Below are 14,687 nucleotides of genomic sequence, written 5' to 3' on the forward strand. Positions count from 1 at the left end.
GCTCCTCCTAACTGCGTTCCGCCGGATCCGGGCCGTCCGCCGGAACCGGGCCGGTGCTCTCCCGGACCAGCAGGCGGGGCTGGAACGCGACGTTGTGCCCGGCCGACCCGCCGTTCATCAGCGTCCAGAGCCGGTCCCAGGCCTGCCGCCCCAACTCGTTGCGGGGGATCGACGCCGTGGTCAGCGGCGGGGTGGTGTAGCGGGCGAAGGGGATGTCGTCGAAGCCGGTGACGGAGACGTCCCTCGGCACGACGACGCCCAGCTCGTGCAGCCCGCTCAGCGCGCCGAAGGCCACCATGTCGTTGAACGCCACCACCGCGGTCGCGTCGGTGTCGCGTACCGTGCGGGCGGCCGCGTGCCCGTCCTCGAAGGTGGCGCCGCAGGCGAGTTCGGCGAGCGTACAGACTGGTTCCGTGGCGCAGGCCGCGTGCAGTGCGGCCCGGCGGTCCCGGTTCGACGTGCTGGCCGCCGGGCCGGCGAGGTAGAGCAGCCGCCGGTGGCCGAGGGACCGCAGATGGGCCACGATCGCGGCGATCCCGGCGGAGTAGTCGACCGACAGCGACGGCACGGTGCTGCCCGGCAGGTCCCGGTTGAGCAGTACGAGCGGCGCGAGCCGTTCGCTGAGGGCCCGAAGTTCGGCCTCGGGCACCCGGGGGGAGGCGAGTACCAGGCCGTCGGAGCGGCGCCGGGCCTCCACCGCCAGGATCGCCTCCTCGGCGACGTTCTCGTTGGACTCGGCGACCAGCAGCCGGTGCCCGTGCGTGGCGGCGGCGTTACTGAGTCCCCGGAGCACGTCCTGGAACATCGGATTGGCCAGGTCCGGCACGATCAGCGACACCGTGCTGGTACGGCCGAGGGCGAGACTGCGGGCGACCAGGCTGGGCTCGTACTGCAACGCCTCGGCGGCGGCGCGGACCCGGGCGGCGAGTTCGGGGGCGACGGTCGGACTGCCGTTCATCACCCGCGACACGGTCGCCCGGGACACTCCGGCAGCCTCGGCGACCCGGCCGATGGTGGCGGCGGGACGGTCCGAGCGGCCACCGCCGCGTCGACCGCGCCGGACGGGCGGCGCGACCGGCTCCGCCCCGGTCCCGCGTTCTGCGGGTCGTGCCGGCTCGGTGCGGTGGTCTCCGGTCAGGCTCATCTCGACTCTCCCTGCGCGGCCGACCGTGCTTGCCCGTCCGATCAGGACGATCCAGCTCGCGGGTGGGCCGGACGCGTCCGCCGGGACCCGATCGGCGCCCATCGGGTGGCGCCGGCCGTCGCGGACGCCCGGGACCGCACCGTAACCGCTCGTTGACGTCCTGCTGACCGCCTTCGCGGGCCTCGAAGATACCGGTTACCCGATCTTGATAGCAACCGGTTTCTTCGATCTTCCCCTCGACCTGCGCCGGAACGTTTCCACAGGTAGTCGGCGTACGTTCGACTCGTTGACAGTTGATGTTGGCTTTGTTAGAAACTGGTTACTCAGCCCCGATCCGGGCCCTGCGGGCATGATGGGCATGACGGGCATGGCCGACGCTCCACTCGCGACGTTTCCGGCGAAGGGTGCTCCGATGAGCGATCGAACGGGCACACGTCCACGACGGTCAGGTCGCCGCCGTCGTGACAACCGGGTGGCGTACGGCTTCCTGGCGCCGTGGATCGTCGGGATGCTGGTCTTCACCGTCGGGCCGATCCTGGCGTCGCTGTATCTCTCCTTCACCGACTACACACTGCTCAGTCCGCCGGAGTGGTTGGGGATGGAGAACTACCAGCGGATGCTGGAGGACTCCCGGCTGCACAAGTCGCTGCTGGTCACCTTCCAGTACGTCTTCGTGTCGGTGCCTCTCCAACTGGTCCTGGCCCTCGCGCTGGCGCTGTTGCTCAATCGTGGGGTGCGCGGGCTGGCCATCTACCGGTCGGTGTACTACCTGCCGTCACTGCTGGCCGGAAGCGTCTCCATCGCGATCCTGTGGCGGCAGATCTTCGGCAGCGAGGGACTGATCAACCAGTTGCTCGCCCGGGTCGGCATCGAGGGCGTGAGCTGGGTGTCCCATCCCGACTTCGCGCTCGGCACGCTGGTCGTGCTGAACGCCTGGACGTTCGGGGCACCGATGGTCATCTTCCTGGCCGGGCTGCGCCAGATACCCGTCACCTACTACGAGGCGGCCTCGGTCGACGGAGCCGGTCGGGTGTCGCAGTTCTTCCGGATCACGATCCCGCTGCTGACCCCGATCATCTTCTTCAACCTGATCCTCCAGATGATCGGTGCCTTCCAGAGCTTCACCCAGGCCTTCGTGGTCAGCGGCGGATCGGGTGGCCCGGCCGACTCCACCCTGCTGTACACGCTCTACCTCTACGAGCGGGGCTTCGGGTCGTTCGAGATGGGGTACGCGTCCGCGATGGCCTGGACGCTGCTGGTCATCATCGCCGTGCTGACCGGCGTCAACTTCCTCTTCGCCAAGCGATGGGTGTTCTACGGTGACTGATCCGACGACCACGGCCGGGGTCCGTCCGGCGTCCCGGGCCGATCCGCCGGCCCGACGGATCTCCAAACACGCCCTGCTGATCATCTTCGGCGTGGTGATGATCTACCCACTGCTCTGGATGGTGTCGAGTTCGGTCAAGCCGACCGAGGTCATCTTCCGGGACCCGTCGATCTGGCCCCGGCAGTTCGATCTGGGCAACTACACCGACGGCTGGACGGCGCTGGCCCAGCCGTTCCACCACTACCTGTGGAACTCCGCGGTGATCGCGGTCGCCTCGATCGTCGGCAACCTGCTCTCCTGCTCACTGGCGGCGTACGCGTTCGCCCGGCTGGAGTTCCGGGGGCGTCGGACCCTCTTCGCCGCGATGCTCGCCACGATGATGCTGCCGATCCACGTGCTGATCGTGCCGCAGTACGTACTCTTCTCACAGCTCGACTGGATCAACACCAGCCTGCCGCTGATCGTCCCGAAGTTCCTCGCCACGGACGCCTTCTTCATCTTTCTGATGGTGCAGTTCATCCGGTCCCTGCCCCGGGAACTGGACGAGGCGGCCCGGATGGACGGCTGCGGACACGTCCGGATCTACTGGCGGATCATCATGCCGCTGTCCGTACCGGCGCTCGCGACCTCGGCACTGTTCACCTTCATCTGGACCTGGAACGATTTCTTCAGCCAGCTCATCTTCCTGACCAACCCCGACCTCTACACCGTGCCGGTGGCCCTGCGGTCGTTCATGGACGGCCAGGGTGAAACGGCCTGGGGCCAACTGTTCGCGATGTCCATCGTCGGGTTGGCGCCGATCTTCGGCTTCTTCCTGGCCGGGCAGCGCTACCTGACCCAGGGGCTCGCCACCACCGGCCTCAAGTGATCTCCGTTGGCCGTCCGTCGACATCGGCAACCGTAAGTGAACCGTTTCAAAACCTCCTTCCGACAACCCACCGTCTGACAAGGAGTTCCGATGCGAGCCAGATCTTCCCGACACCGCCTAACGGCGGTCGCTGTCTCGGCCGTCGCGCTGCTGGCCGTCTCCGCCTGCGGAGACTCCGGTGGCGACGACGGTCCCGTCCAGTTGCGTTTCTCCTGGTGGGGAAATAACGACCGGGCGGCGGCCACCCAGCGGGTCATCGACGCGTTCCAGACGCAGAACCCGGACATCAAGGTCACCGGTTCGTCGGCCGACTTCAACGCCTACTTCGACCGGCTCGCCACCGAGGTCGCGGCCGGCGACGCGCCGGACGTCATCACCCTGGGCGGGGCCTACCCCCGGGAGTACGGCGACCGGGGCGCACTGCTCGACCTGGCCCGGGTCTCCGCCGAGCTGAAGACCGACAAGATCGACCCGGCGGCCCTGGGCAACGGGCGCTTCGAGGACAAGCAGTTCGGGGTGCCGACCGGGGTCAACACCTTCGCGATGGTGGTCAACCCGACGGTGTTCCAGAAGGCCGGTGTGCCGCTGCCCGACGACAGCAAGTGGACCTGGGACGACTTCAGCCGGATCGCCCGGGAGATCTCGGCGAAGTCCCCGAAGGGCACCTACGGGGTGGCCGACCCGACCAGCGCCGACATGTTCGACCTCTACTCGCGGCAGCGCGGCGAGGGGCTCTACACCCCCGACGGCAAGGTGGCGATCAGCCGGCAGACCGTCACGGACTGGTGGACGATGACCACCGCGCTGCGGGACTCCGGTGCCACCCCGCCCGCCTCGGTGACCACGGAACTGGAGGGCCAGCCGGCGCCGGAGCAGACCCTGATGGGTCGCGGCCTGGCCGGAATGCAGTTCGACTGGAGCAACCAGCTCGGCGCGCTGCGCAAGGCGTCCGGGCAGCCGCTGGAACTGCTGCGCGCACCGGGGGAGAGCACCCAGAAGCCCGGCATGTGGCTCCAGGCCTCGCAGATCTACACCATCAACGCCCGGAGCGAGCACCCCAAGGAGGCGGCCAAGTTCGTCGCCTTCCTGGTGAACAGCCCGGAGGCGGGGAAGATCATCCTGACCGACCGGGGCATCCCGGCGAACTCCGAGGTCCTGAGCGCCATCCTGCCGGGACTGAACCCGGACCAGTCCGCCCAGGCGAAGTTCATCGAGGGGGTGACGCCGCAGGCCGGGCCGCCGCTGGTGATCGGGCCGACCGGCTCCACCGACACCCGGCTCATCGTGCAGCGGCTCAACGCCGAGGTGCTGTTCAACCGCAAGTCCCCGGCCGATGGCGCGGACGAGTTCGTCAAGCAGGTCGAGGCGGCGATCGGGAAGTGACGGTTGCGGGCGGCGGTCCGGTCCCGGGTCGGAACGGAAACGGATCCGGGATCGACCGCCGCGGGCTCGTCGACCGGCACGCGGTCGAACTCACCGGGATCCTGCCGACGTCTCCGCTGTCGGTGGGCAACGGCGAGTTCTGCTACACCGTCGACGTCACCGGGTTGCAGACCTTTCCGGACCGCTACCCGGTCGAGAACCCGGGAGGTGGCGGAACGCCAGGAACGCTGCTGGGCACCCAGTCCCAGTGGGGCTGGCACAGTGTGCCGGCCGAGCGGCCGTACGACCTGGCCGCCACGAGCCGGACGTACCGGACCCCACGGGGCCCGGTCGAGTACGTCGACATGCGCGGGGAACTCTCCGGCACCGGGGAGACACCGGAGTCGGCCGCCGAATCCTGGCTGCGGAACAATCCGCACCGGCTCGACCTCGGCCGGATCGGTCTGGTGCGCTCGGCTCGGTCGGCCACGGCCGGAATCGTCGCCCGGCCGCCCGACCCGGCGGAGCTGGGCGACCCGCACCAGCGGCTCGACCTGTGGACCGGGACCATCGCCAGCCGGTTCCGGCTCTCCGGTACGCCCGTGCGGGTCAGCACCGTGTGCCATCCCGAGCGCGACGTCCTGGCCGTACGGGTCGAGTCGACGCTGCTGACCGAGGGGCTCGCCGTACGGCTCGCGTTTCCGTACGGGTCGGAGGCGTGGAGCAACGCGGCGGACTGGTCCCGGCCGGAGGCCCACTCGTCGAGCGTACGGCCGGCCGCCCACGGCGCCACGGTGCTCCGGGTGCTCGACGACACGACGTACTCGGTCGGGATCGGGGTGACCGACGGCGCCCGGATCCTCCACATCGGACGGCACGAGATCCTCGTCACCAGCGAGCGGGCCGTTGTCGAGGTGGTCGTCGGGTTCGCGCCCGGTGCCGTGCCGCTCGGCCGGTCCGGCGGGCTCGGGCTGCCCGCCGCCGGCCGGACCGACCCGCCGAGCGTGGCCGACCTGCCGAGCGTGGCCGACCCGCCGAGCGTGGCCGACCTGCCGTCGTTCGCCGAGGTCGCGGCAGCCTCCGGCCGGCACTGGCCCCGGTTCTGGGAGAGCGGCGCCGCGGTGGAACTGGCCGACAGCCGTGACGACCGGGCGATGGAGCTGGAACGGCGGATCGTGCTGTCCCAGTACCTCACCGCGGTGCACTGCGCCGGTTCACTTCCGCCGCAGGAGACCGGCCTGATGGCGAACAGTTGGCGGGGCCGGTTCCATCTGGAGATGCACTGGTGGCACGGGGCGCACTTCCCGCTCTGGGGTCGGGCCGGACTGCTGGAACGGAGCCTCGGCTGGTACGCCGGCATCCTGCCGAGGGCACGGGAGACCGCCCGGCGCCAGGGCTGTGCCGGCGCCCGGTGGCCGAAGCAGGTCGGCCCGGACGGTCGGGAGAGTCCCAGCCCGATCGGGCCGTTCCTGGTCTGGCAGCAGCCGCATCCGATCTTCCTCGCCGAACTGGTCCGCCGGACCACCGACTCCGACGCCGCGCTGCACCGGTACGCGGACGTGGTGCTCTCCTCGGCCGCGTTCATGGCAGACTTCGTGTCCGGCGGCGACGGTGGCTACCAGCTCGGACCGCCGCTGGTGCCGGCGCAGGAGTCGTACGCGTCGGTGCGGGCGACGGTCACCAACCCCACCTTCGAACTGGCCTACTGGTCCTGGGGACTGCGCATCGCGCAACGCTGGCGGGCCCTGCTCGGACTGGCCCCCGAACCGTCCTGGGCGAAGGTGGCCGCCAACCTGATCCGCCCGCCGGTCCGGGACGGGGTCTACCCGGCGATCGACGTCCCGCCGTACACCTTGGCGGAGGACCATCCGTCGATGCTGTACGCGTGGGGATTCGTCCCGCCCACCGACCTGATCGATCCGGACGTGATGCGGGCAACCCTGCGCGAGGTGCTGGAAACCTGGGACTGGGCCTCCACCTGGGGCTGGGACTACCCGGCCATCGCGATGACCGCGACCCGGCTGGGGGAGCGGCAGACCGCCGTCGACGCGCTGCTGTTGCCCTCCCCGAAGAACGGGTACCTGCCGAACGGGCACAACTGGCAGACCCCGTCGCTGCCGGTCTACCTGCCCGGCAACGGTGGGTTGCTGGCCGCCGTCGCGCTGATGGCCCGGGGCTCGGACGCCGACGCCGACGCCGGCCGCCCGACACCGGGCTTCCCCGACGACGGGACCTGGACGGTGCGCCACGAGGGCCTGCACCCGATGCCGTGACGGTCCGGCGGAGGGACCATCCCGGGAAACCGGGCGCCGGACGCCGTCAACCGAGCCGGTGCCGCGTCGCGTAACCGGCCGCCTCGGTGCGGTTGCGGGCGCCGATCTTGGCGAACACGTTGTTGACGTGGGTCTTGACGGTCGTCTCGGCGACGAACAGGGCGGCCGCGATCTCGGCGTTGGTCCGCCCCTGGGCTATCTGGCCGAGCACCTCGGCCTCACGCTGGGTCAGCCCGTCCGGCAGGCGGTCCCGAGTCGGCGTCCGCGCCGGCCGGTTCATCGCCTCGGCGAGCCGGGCGGAAACCACCGGGTCGAACAGGGAGTGGCCGGTGACCGCCGCCCGCAGCGCCATGCCGATCTCGGCACGCCCGGCGTCCTTGGTCAGGTAGCCGCGGGCTCCGGCCGCGAGCGCACCCGCGATCGACTCCTCGTCGGCGTACGTGGTCAGCACCACCACCGCGACGTCCGGGAACCGGTCCCGGACCTGACCGGTCGCGGTGACCCCGTCGAGCACGGGCATCCGCAGGTCCATCAGGACCACGTCCGGCTTCCGGTCGGCGATCAGGTCGAGCGCCTGCGCGCCGTCGCCGGCCGCCCCGACGACGGTGACCCCGTCGGTGAGTTCCAGCAGGGCGGTCAGCCCCTCCCGGACGAGTTGCTGGTCGTCGACGACCAGCACCCGCAGCGGCTGGTCGGTCATCGCGGCACCTCCGCGGTGAAGGTCATCATCCCGGCACCTCCGCAGTGACTCGCCACGCGCCGTCGACGACACCCGCCTCCAGTGTGCCGGCGACGAGCGCGATCCGCTCCCGGGCCCCCGTCAGCCCGTGCCCACCCACGCCGTCGCCGACCTGCGACCCGTTCCCGGCCGGGGCCGGTGCCGGGTTGTCCACGGTGAGCCGGACCACCGGTCCGCGATAGTCGAGGGTGACCGCGACCGGAGCACCCGGGGCGTGCTTGGCCGCGTTGGTCAGCGCCTCGCGGGCGGTACGCAGCAGTGACACCTCGGGTCCGGACGGCAGGCCGCGAGGTCTGCCCTCGGTGCGCAGGGTGACCGTGGCCGCGTGGTCTGCCCGGTGGCCGGCGACGAGGTCGCCGAGCGCGCGGGACAGCGGCGGTACGTCGGCGCGCAGGGCCGCGACCGCGGAGCGGGCCTCGGTCAGGCCGTCGCTGGCCAGCCGGCGGGCCCGCCGGATCCGGGCGGCGGCGGCCGCGACGTCGCCCTGCTCGGTCAGTTGGACCTCGGCGACCTCCAACTGCACGCCGAGCGCGCCCAGCGAGTGGGCCAGCACGTCGTGCAGTTCCCGGGCGATCCGGGCCCGCTCGTCCAGTGCCGCCGCCCGGGCCTGGGCCCGTTGCGTACGCGAGGTCTGCTCCAGCAGCAGCGCGGTCTGCTCGGCCCGCAGCCGGTACTCGCGCCGGTGCAGGCTGAACAGCACCAGGATGACGATCAGCGCGGGCTGGGCCAGTATCGCCGTCGGCCCGCGACCGGCGAGCCAGAGGCTGGTCAGCAGGACCCCGATGACCGCGGCGGTGAGGGCCAGGATGGCCCACATCGGGGTCCGCGGCAGCAGCACGAAGGTGAACAGCGCGGCGTAGAGGTACAGCAGTGCCGAGGAGTTGTCCGGCACGGCCACGACGGTGGCCGGCAACAGTGTCGCGAGGGCCAGGCCCGCGCGGGCGAGCCGGGGCCACCGGCTGTCGGCGACCACGAAGAAACCCCAGCCGACGAGGCTGGCGGCGAGCACCGGCCACACGCCGGGGCCCATCGGAGTCAGGTACAGCAGCGCCCAGACCAGCAGCGCGCTGAGCACGATCCGAACCAGCCAGCCGGTCTCCGGATCGTCGGCCTTCAACAGCCGTACGCCCCTGCGGGTGAGCCGGAGCAGCCCCGTGACCACGGTCAACCGCGTTCCCGTACCAGGGTCAGGATCAGGTCCAGCACCAGCAGACGGTAGCCGACGAAGGCGAGCCCTGCCACGCCGAGCACCACCAGGATCGCGACAACCACCCGGCCGGTCATCCTGCCACCCTCCCGATCGAGTACCCGGTCGATGACGGCGCCGGCCAGCCGGGTGCTCCGGCTGCCGTCGCGGTCGCCGGTCAGCAGATAGTTAGCGGCACGTACGACGGGGACGCGACGATCTGTCCGGGGTCCGCTCTTCGGGCTGTGGTTCCGCTCGTTCATGACATGCACGCTATGAGCGGGGCCGGGTGGACCGGCACCATCGGAGGGTGGAGATCAGGGTGGAGCCCCGTACGTCCGGCTGTTCCCGGCAGGCGTTCAGGCCGGCTTCCACCCGGTACGGCCGTTTCCCGAGTGTGGTGCGGTCATTGGTCGAAGGACTGTTGGCCGAGCACCCGGAGGAAGTCGAAGCTGTCGGCGGTGGTGGAGCCGGGTTGGGGCCGGAAGATGACCAGACGCTGACCGGTGGTGGAGCTCAGGACGATGTCGCACTGTACGTCGAGTCGTCCGGCCTGGGGGTGGACCAGGCTCTTGCGGGTGGCCTGCAAGGGGCTGACCTGCATCTCGGCCCAGTAGTGGCGGAATTCGGCGCTGGCGGCCCGAAGGTCGGCGACCAGTCGCTCGGCAGCCGGGTCGCGGCCGCGCCGGGCGGCCGCGGCGCGCAGGTCGGCGGCGTAGCCGCGGCCGATCGCCTCGTGCTCCTCCGTCACGTTGAGCGCCCGGGATTCCGGGTCGGTGAACCAGCGCCAGGTGACGTTCGCGTCCCGTTCGTCGCCGTCGGTCCAGGGGCCGACGAGCGCGCGGCTCAGGGTGTTCTGGGCGAGGATCGTGGTGAGGTCGTCGATGACGTGTGCGGGCACGCTGGTGAGCGCGTCGAGGAGGAACATCAGCGCGGGTTCGACGTAGCTGCTGGCCACGTGGGTCGGGGGCGGGGGGTACCCGGCGAGACGGTAGAGGTAGTCGCGTTCGTCGACGGAGAGCCGTAGCGCGCGGGCCAGACCGGCGAGGAGGCCCTCCGAGGGGTTGGCGCCGCGGGACTGCTCGAGCCGTTCGTAGTAGTCCACCGAAACGTTGGCCAGCAACGCGACCTCCTCGCGGCGCAGCCCAGGGGTACGCCGCCGGCCGCCCGGCGCCAGCCCGACGTCGGCCGGTCGTAACGCCTGACGGCGGGTTCGCAGGAAGTTGCCGAGTTCGCTGTGTGCCACGAGGTGCCTTTCGCTGATGGCGGCGCCGTCAGCACACCTGGGATCGGTGCGCTGACGGCGCCGTGGTAGATCCGCCGAACGTCTGTGGTTATTGCTCGATCGCGCCCATCGCCACCGGGGTGTAGCGGGCTCCGACGGCGGCGCCGACCGGTACGGTCGCGCTGAGCTCCTCGAACACGGCGGCGCCCAGGTCGAGTTGGGCGGCGGCGACGTTCTCCTCAAGGTAGCTCCGGCGCTTGGTGCCCGGGATCGCGGTGACGTGATCACCCTGCGCCAGAACCCAGGCCAGCGCGAGCTGGCCCGCGGTAACACCCTGCTGCTCCGCGATGCCCCGGATGCGGTCCACCAGGAGCAGGTTCTGCCGCAGGTTCTCCTCGGCGAACCGTGGCCAGGTGCGACGCCAGTCGTTCTCGGGCAGGTCCTCGAGGGCGCGGACGCCGCCGGTGAGGAAACCACGACCCAGCGGCGCGTACGCCACGAATCCGATCCCCAGCTCGCGCACCGTGTCCAGCACGCCGTTGGCCTCGACATCCCGGGTGAACAGCGAGTACTCGGTCTGCACCGCAGTCAGCGGTGCGGCGGCGTGCGCGGCGCGGATGCTCGCCGGCGACGCCTCACTGATTCCGAGGTAGCGGATTTTGCCTTCGGAGACGAGCTGGCCGAGGGCGGCGAACGTCTCCTGGACCGGTACGGTCGGGTCGACCCGGTGCTGGTAGTACAGGTCGATGTGGTCGGTGCCGAGCCGGCGCAGCGATCCTTCGACCGCCCTGCGCAGGTAGTCAGGCTGCCCGTTCGGGCCGCCGACGATCCTGCCGGAGTCGTCGAGCGTCACGCCGCCGAACTTCGTGGCGATGACCGCCTCGTCGCGGCGTCCCCTCAGAGCCCGGCCGAGCAACTCCTCCCCGGTGAACGGGCCGTACATGTCGGCCGTGTCGAACATCGTCACGCCCAGTTCGAGGGCGCGGTGCACGGTAGCCACGGATTCCGCGTCGTCGGGTGTGCCGTACAACGCGGTCATGCCCATGGTGCCGAGTCCTTCGACGGAGGCCACCAGACCCTGGCTGCCGACTGCGTGCTTCAAGATCATTGTGTTCCTGTTCCCCGATGTCGCCGAGGGGCACCGAATGTGGTCGCCCGAAGACCAGTCTGCGGCGCATCCGGTCCGTTGCGGGCGTCCTGCCTATCCCCGACCCGGCAGGGCGACGATACGTGCGTCCTGGCCGCCCCGGCTGTGCACGAAGGCGAGCGGCCGGCGAGCGGCCACACCCAACCCTAGGTCGGCTCGACGGGCCTGACCTGCGGTTCGGTGGAACGGACCGGCGATGACGGCGCACCGCACGGCGGCGCGAACGGCTCGACCCCGGTGGTCGGGGTCGGGGCGGTCACTCGGGCCGGGGGTGGTGCCGACTGGTCGGGATGACCAGTGGGGTGCCGGTCAGCGGGTCGACGGTCACCTCGCACCGGACGTCGAAGACCTCGTCGACGAGGTCGGCGGTGATCACGCTCGCCGGCTCGCCCTGGGCGACGATCCGGCCGGCCTTCAGCGCGATCACGTGGTCGGCGTACCGGCACGCCTGGTTGAGGTCGTGCAGCACCATCACCACGGTCCGGCCGTCCCGGCGGTTCAGGTCGACCACCAGGTCCAGCACGTCGATCTGGTGGGACAGGTCGAGGAAGGTGGTGGGCTCGTCCAGCAGCAGCACCGGGGTCTGCTGGGCGACCGCCATCGCGATCCAGGCCCGCTGCCGCTGCCCGCCGGAAAGTTCGTCGACCGGGCGGTCGGCCAGGTCCGTGACGCCGGTCGCGGCGAGCGCCTCGGCCACCGCCCGTTCGTCGGCCGGCGACCACTGCCGCCACCAGGTCTGGTGCGGGGATCGACCCCGGCCGACCAGGTCGATCACGGTCAGCCCCTCGGGCGCGACCGGCGCCTGCGGCAGGATGCCGACCTGCCGGGCGACCTGCCGGGTGGGCAGGGAGTGGATCGCCCGGCCGTCGAGCTGGACGCTGCCCGCCTCCGGGTTGAGCAGCCGGGCCAGCGCCCGGAGCAGTGTGGACTTGCCGCAGGCGTTCGCGCCGACGATCACGCTGATCCGCCCCGGCGGAACCACCAGGTCCAGGTCGTCGACGACGACCCGGTCGCCGTACGCCAGCCGGAGACGTTCGGCCCGCAGTTCCGGGTGGACGGCGTCCGGAGTCGGGGTGGGCGGCGGGACTCCGATCTCGGAATCGGCGATGGTCAGGGTCGGATTCGCGGTCATGTCAGCCTCCAGAACCGGCGCGGTTGGCCCGGACGAGTAGCCAGAGCAGGAACGCCGCGCCGAGTGCCCCGGTGACCACTCCGACCGGCAGGTCGACATCCGGGATGAGCCAGCGCGCCACCAGGTCGCTGGCCGAGACCATCAGCGCCCCGGTCAGCGCGGAGGCCAGTATCGGCGGCGCGGGCAGCCCGGCCAGCCGCTGGGCGATCTGTGGTGCGGCGAGCGCCACGAAGAGGATCGGTCCGGTGCCCGCGGTGGCGAACGCGACGAACGCGACGCCCACCACCACCAGGCAGAGCCGGGCCGCCTGGACCGGAGTGCCGAGGCCACGGGCCACCTCGTCGCCGAGTTGCAGGGTACGGGTCCAGCGCCCGAGCAGCAGGGTCACCGGAAGCAGTACGGCGACCGCGACGGCCAACGGCCCCACCGTCTCCCAGCCGCGCCCGTTGAGGTTGCCGACCAGCCAGCCGACCGCCGCCTGCGCCTCGGCCAGTTGGGCCTGGGTCAGCAGGTAGTCGGTGGCGCTGGAGCACATCCAGGAGACCGCGATACCGACCAGCACGATCCGGTATCCGGTCGCGCCCCGGCGCCAGGCCAGCAGGTAGATGACCGCGGCGGTGGCGAGCCCGCCGGCCAGCCCGAGCGTCGGCAGGCTGAGCCCACTGCCGCCGATCACGATCCCGGCGACCACGGCGGTGGTGGCGCCGGCGTTGATGCCGATCATGTCGGGGCTGGCCAGCGGGTTGCGGGTGATGGTCTGGAACACCGCTCCGGAGACGGCGAACGCCGCACCGGCCAGTACGGCGGTCAGCGCCCGGGGCAGCCGGAGTTCCCGCACGATGAAGACCTGGCCGGCGTCCCCGGAGCTCCAGAGCGCCGGCACCACCCGCAGCGGGTTCATCGGGTAGTCCCCGGTCGCGATGCCGATGCAGAAGACCACGAACAGCGCGACGGTGAGCCCGAGGCAGCAGAGCAGCAGCCGGGGCCGCAGCACGCCGGAGACCGGTGTCCTGGTGATCCGGAAGGCGGTCCGTCGGCCGGTCCGGTTCAGTTCGACGAGAGACACCGGATCAGAGCTCCGCGAGCCGGCGTCGGCGTACCAGCGCGATGAAGAACGGGCCGCCGATGAAGGCGGAGATGATGCCGACCCCGACCTCGCTGGGCCGGGCGATGACCCGGCCGACGACGTCGGCCAGCAGCAGCAGGCTCGGCGCGAGGACCATGGTGAACGGCAGCAGCCAGCGGTGGTTCGGGCCGGCGATCAGGCGGGCCACGTGCGGGACCACGAGGCCGACGAAGACGATGGAGCCGGCGACCGCGACCGCCGCGCCGGCGAGCAGGGTCACCGCCAGGGTGCCCTGTAGGCGTACCAGTCCGACCCGGCGGCCCAGGGCGGCGGCGACGTCGTCACCGAGGGCGAGGCTGTTCAGCGCCGGTGCGGTGGCGAGTGCCAGTACGACGCCGACGGCCAGGAACGGCAGCAACTGCGTCACGGTGTCGATGCCGGGTCCGGAGAGCGAGCCGGCCGCCCAGAACCGGTAGCGGTTCAGCGCCTCCGGGTCACGCAGCACGATGGCGCTGGTCACCGAGTTGAGCAGGAAGGTGATCGCCACTCCGGCGAGCGCGACCTTGACCGGGGTGGAGCCACCTCTGCCGAGACCGCCCAGCAGGTACACGACGATGCTGGCGACGAGTGCGCCGACGAAGGCGAACCAGATGTAGCCGTAGAGCGTGGCGATGCCGAACCAGGCGATGGCGACGACGATCCCGAGCGCGGCTCCGGCGCTGACGCCGAGCAGGCCCGGGTCGGCGAGGGGATTGCGGGTCAGCCCCTGCATCAGCGCGCCGGAGAGGCCCAGCGCCATTCCGACGAGCAGTCCGAGGATCGTTCGGGGCAGGCGTACGCCCCAGACGATCGCCTCGACCTGCGGATCGGTTCCGCGCATACCGGACCGGTCGAGTAGGGCCTGCACCACCTGGTCGAGCGGGATCTGCCGGCTACCGACCGCGATCGACACCAGCGACAGAACGATCAGGACGGTCGTGGCGACCAGGAACAGCCCGACCGGCCTGCTGGTTCGGAACCGCGTTGCCCGGCCCGGTCGGGGCTGGGCGCCGCGCGCCGGGGATGCCTGGTCCGTCGTCACGCGTCCTCACGTTCTCCTGCTCTGGGCGGTAAGGGCAGCTCCCGGCGCTGGTACCGAGGAAGCGAAGATTTTTCTTAGGATAGGTATACCTTAGTTCAGATCTTCGATGGTGTGGACCCTCAGACCCGGTAATGGTT

13 protein-coding genes are annotated in these 14,687 nt (G+C 71.1%); 4 read left to right on the forward strand and 9 right to left on the reverse strand.

The features are described from left to right. Window positions 1-7: 7 nt before the first annotated feature. Window positions 8-1,144, reverse strand: coding sequence for a LacI family DNA-binding transcriptional regulator (locus ACFP2T_RS11160; protein WP_377420449.1), 1,137 nt, complete (start codon window positions 1,142-1,144; stop codon window positions 8-10). 412 nt (window positions 1,145-1,556) lie between these two features. Between ACFP2T_RS11160 and ACFP2T_RS11165 the strand changes: the two genes are divergently transcribed. The 4 genes from ACFP2T_RS11165 (at window position 1,557) to ACFP2T_RS11180 (ending at window position 6,974) form a co-directional block, all read left to right on the forward strand. Continuing rightward, window positions 1,557-2,471 carry a carbohydrate ABC transporter permease gene (locus tag ACFP2T_RS11165; protein WP_377420451.1) on the forward strand — a complete coding sequence of 305 codons (915 nt, stop codon included), beginning with the start codon at window positions 1,557-1,559 and terminating at the stop codon, window positions 2,469-2,471. Further along, window positions 2,464-3,339, forward strand: a complete 876-nt coding sequence (locus ACFP2T_RS11170; RefSeq protein ID WP_377420453.1) for a carbohydrate ABC transporter permease — start codon at window positions 2,464-2,466, stop codon at window positions 3,337-3,339. Before ACFP2T_RS11165 ends, ACFP2T_RS11170 begins: the two co-directional genes overlap by 8 nt. A 90-nt stretch (window positions 3,340-3,429) precedes the next feature. Next, complete coding sequence (locus ACFP2T_RS11175; RefSeq protein WP_377420455.1) at window positions 3,430-4,722, forward strand: ABC transporter substrate-binding protein; 1,293 nt, start codon at window positions 3,430-3,432, stop codon at window positions 4,720-4,722. Next, window positions 4,719-6,974 carry a hypothetical protein gene (locus ACFP2T_RS11180; RefSeq protein ID WP_377420456.1) on the forward strand — a complete coding sequence of 752 codons (2,256 nt, stop codon included), beginning with the start codon at window positions 4,719-4,721 and terminating at the stop codon, window positions 6,972-6,974. Before ACFP2T_RS11175 ends, ACFP2T_RS11180 begins: the two co-directional genes overlap by 4 nt. A gap of 46 nt (window positions 6,975-7,020) precedes the next feature. Here the strand turns inward: ACFP2T_RS11180 and ACFP2T_RS11185 are convergent, their stop codons facing one another. The 8 genes from ACFP2T_RS11185 to ACFP2T_RS11220 all read right to left on the reverse strand — a co-directional run bounded on the left by ACFP2T_RS11185 (window position 7,021) and on the right by ACFP2T_RS11220 (window position 14,550). Continuing rightward, the gene (locus ACFP2T_RS11185; RefSeq protein WP_377420458.1) at window positions 7,021-7,674 is read right to left on the reverse strand and encodes a response regulator; all 654 of its coding nucleotides are present in this window, start codon (window positions 7,672-7,674) and stop codon (window positions 7,021-7,023) included. Between the two features lie 25 nt (window positions 7,675-7,699). Then, on the reverse strand, window positions 7,700-8,875 hold the full coding sequence (locus tag ACFP2T_RS11190; protein ID WP_377420920.1) for a sensor histidine kinase: 1,176 nt from the start codon (window positions 8,873-8,875) through the stop codon (window positions 7,700-7,702). 2 nt (window positions 8,876-8,877) lie between these two features. Next, complete coding sequence (locus tag ACFP2T_RS11195) at window positions 8,878-9,162, reverse strand: hypothetical protein (RefSeq protein WP_377420460.1); 285 nt, start codon at window positions 9,160-9,162, stop codon at window positions 8,878-8,880. A gap of 143 nt (window positions 9,163-9,305) precedes the next feature. Further along, window positions 9,306-10,145: a helix-turn-helix transcriptional regulator gene (locus tag ACFP2T_RS11200; protein WP_377420462.1), complete on the reverse strand. Its 840-nt coding sequence runs from the start codon at window positions 10,143-10,145 to the stop codon at window positions 9,306-9,308. 88 nt (window positions 10,146-10,233) lie between these two features. Continuing rightward, window positions 10,234-11,232 (reverse strand): aldo/keto reductase, encoded by a 999-nt coding sequence (locus ACFP2T_RS11205; RefSeq protein WP_377420464.1) that lies wholly within the window; start codon window positions 11,230-11,232, stop codon window positions 10,234-10,236. Between the two features lie 295 nt (window positions 11,233-11,527). Then, window positions 11,528-12,403: an ABC transporter ATP-binding protein gene (locus tag ACFP2T_RS11210; RefSeq protein ID WP_377420466.1), complete on the reverse strand. Its 876-nt coding sequence runs from the start codon at window positions 12,401-12,403 to the stop codon at window positions 11,528-11,530. 1 nt (window position 12,404) lies between these two features. Then, window positions 12,405-13,469: a FecCD family ABC transporter permease gene (locus ACFP2T_RS11215; protein WP_377420467.1), complete on the reverse strand. Its 1,065-nt coding sequence runs from the start codon at window positions 13,467-13,469 to the stop codon at window positions 12,405-12,407. A 4-nt stretch (window positions 13,470-13,473) separates the two neighbouring features. Beyond that, a complete protein-coding gene (locus ACFP2T_RS11220; protein ID WP_377420469.1) occupies window positions 13,474-14,550 on the reverse strand; it encodes a FecCD family ABC transporter permease in 1,077 nt (358 codons plus the stop codon). Between the last annotated feature and the right edge of the window lie 137 nt (window positions 14,551-14,687).

Origin of the sequence: Plantactinospora solaniradicis (assembly GCF_042658085.1) — a bacterium.
In the GTDB taxonomy this organism is placed as follows: domain Bacteria; phylum Actinomycetota; class Actinomycetes; order Mycobacteriales; family Micromonosporaceae; genus Plantactinospora; species Plantactinospora solaniradicis.

What these genes read in the sequence shown, in the direction of transcription:
- ACFP2T_RS11160 (WP_377420449.1), bottom strand. Translation starts at nt 1,144, where the DNA reads ATGAGCCTGACCGGAGACCACCGCACCGAGCCGGCACGACCCGCAGAA.
- ACFP2T_RS11205 (WP_377420464.1), bottom strand. Translation starts at nt 11,232, where the DNA reads ATGATCTTGAAGCACGCAGTCGGCAGCCAGGGTCTGGTGGCCTCCGTC.
- ACFP2T_RS11185 (WP_377420458.1), bottom strand. Translation starts at nt 7,674, where the DNA reads ATGACCGACCAGCCGCTGCGGGTGCTGGTCGTCGACGACCAGCAACTC.
- ACFP2T_RS11210 (WP_377420466.1), bottom strand. Translation starts at nt 12,403, where the DNA reads ATGACCGCGAATCCGACCCTGACCATCGCCGATTCCGAGATCGGAGTC.
- ACFP2T_RS11165 (WP_377420451.1), top strand. Translation starts at nt 1,557, where the DNA reads ATGAGCGATCGAACGGGCACACGTCCACGACGGTCAGGTCGCCGCCGT.
- ACFP2T_RS11195 (WP_377420460.1), bottom strand. Translation starts at nt 9,162, where the DNA reads ATGAACGAGCGGAACCACAGCCCGAAGAGCGGACCCCGGACAGATCGT.
- ACFP2T_RS11175 (WP_377420455.1), top strand. Translation starts at nt 3,430, where the DNA reads ATGCGAGCCAGATCTTCCCGACACCGCCTAACGGCGGTCGCTGTCTCG.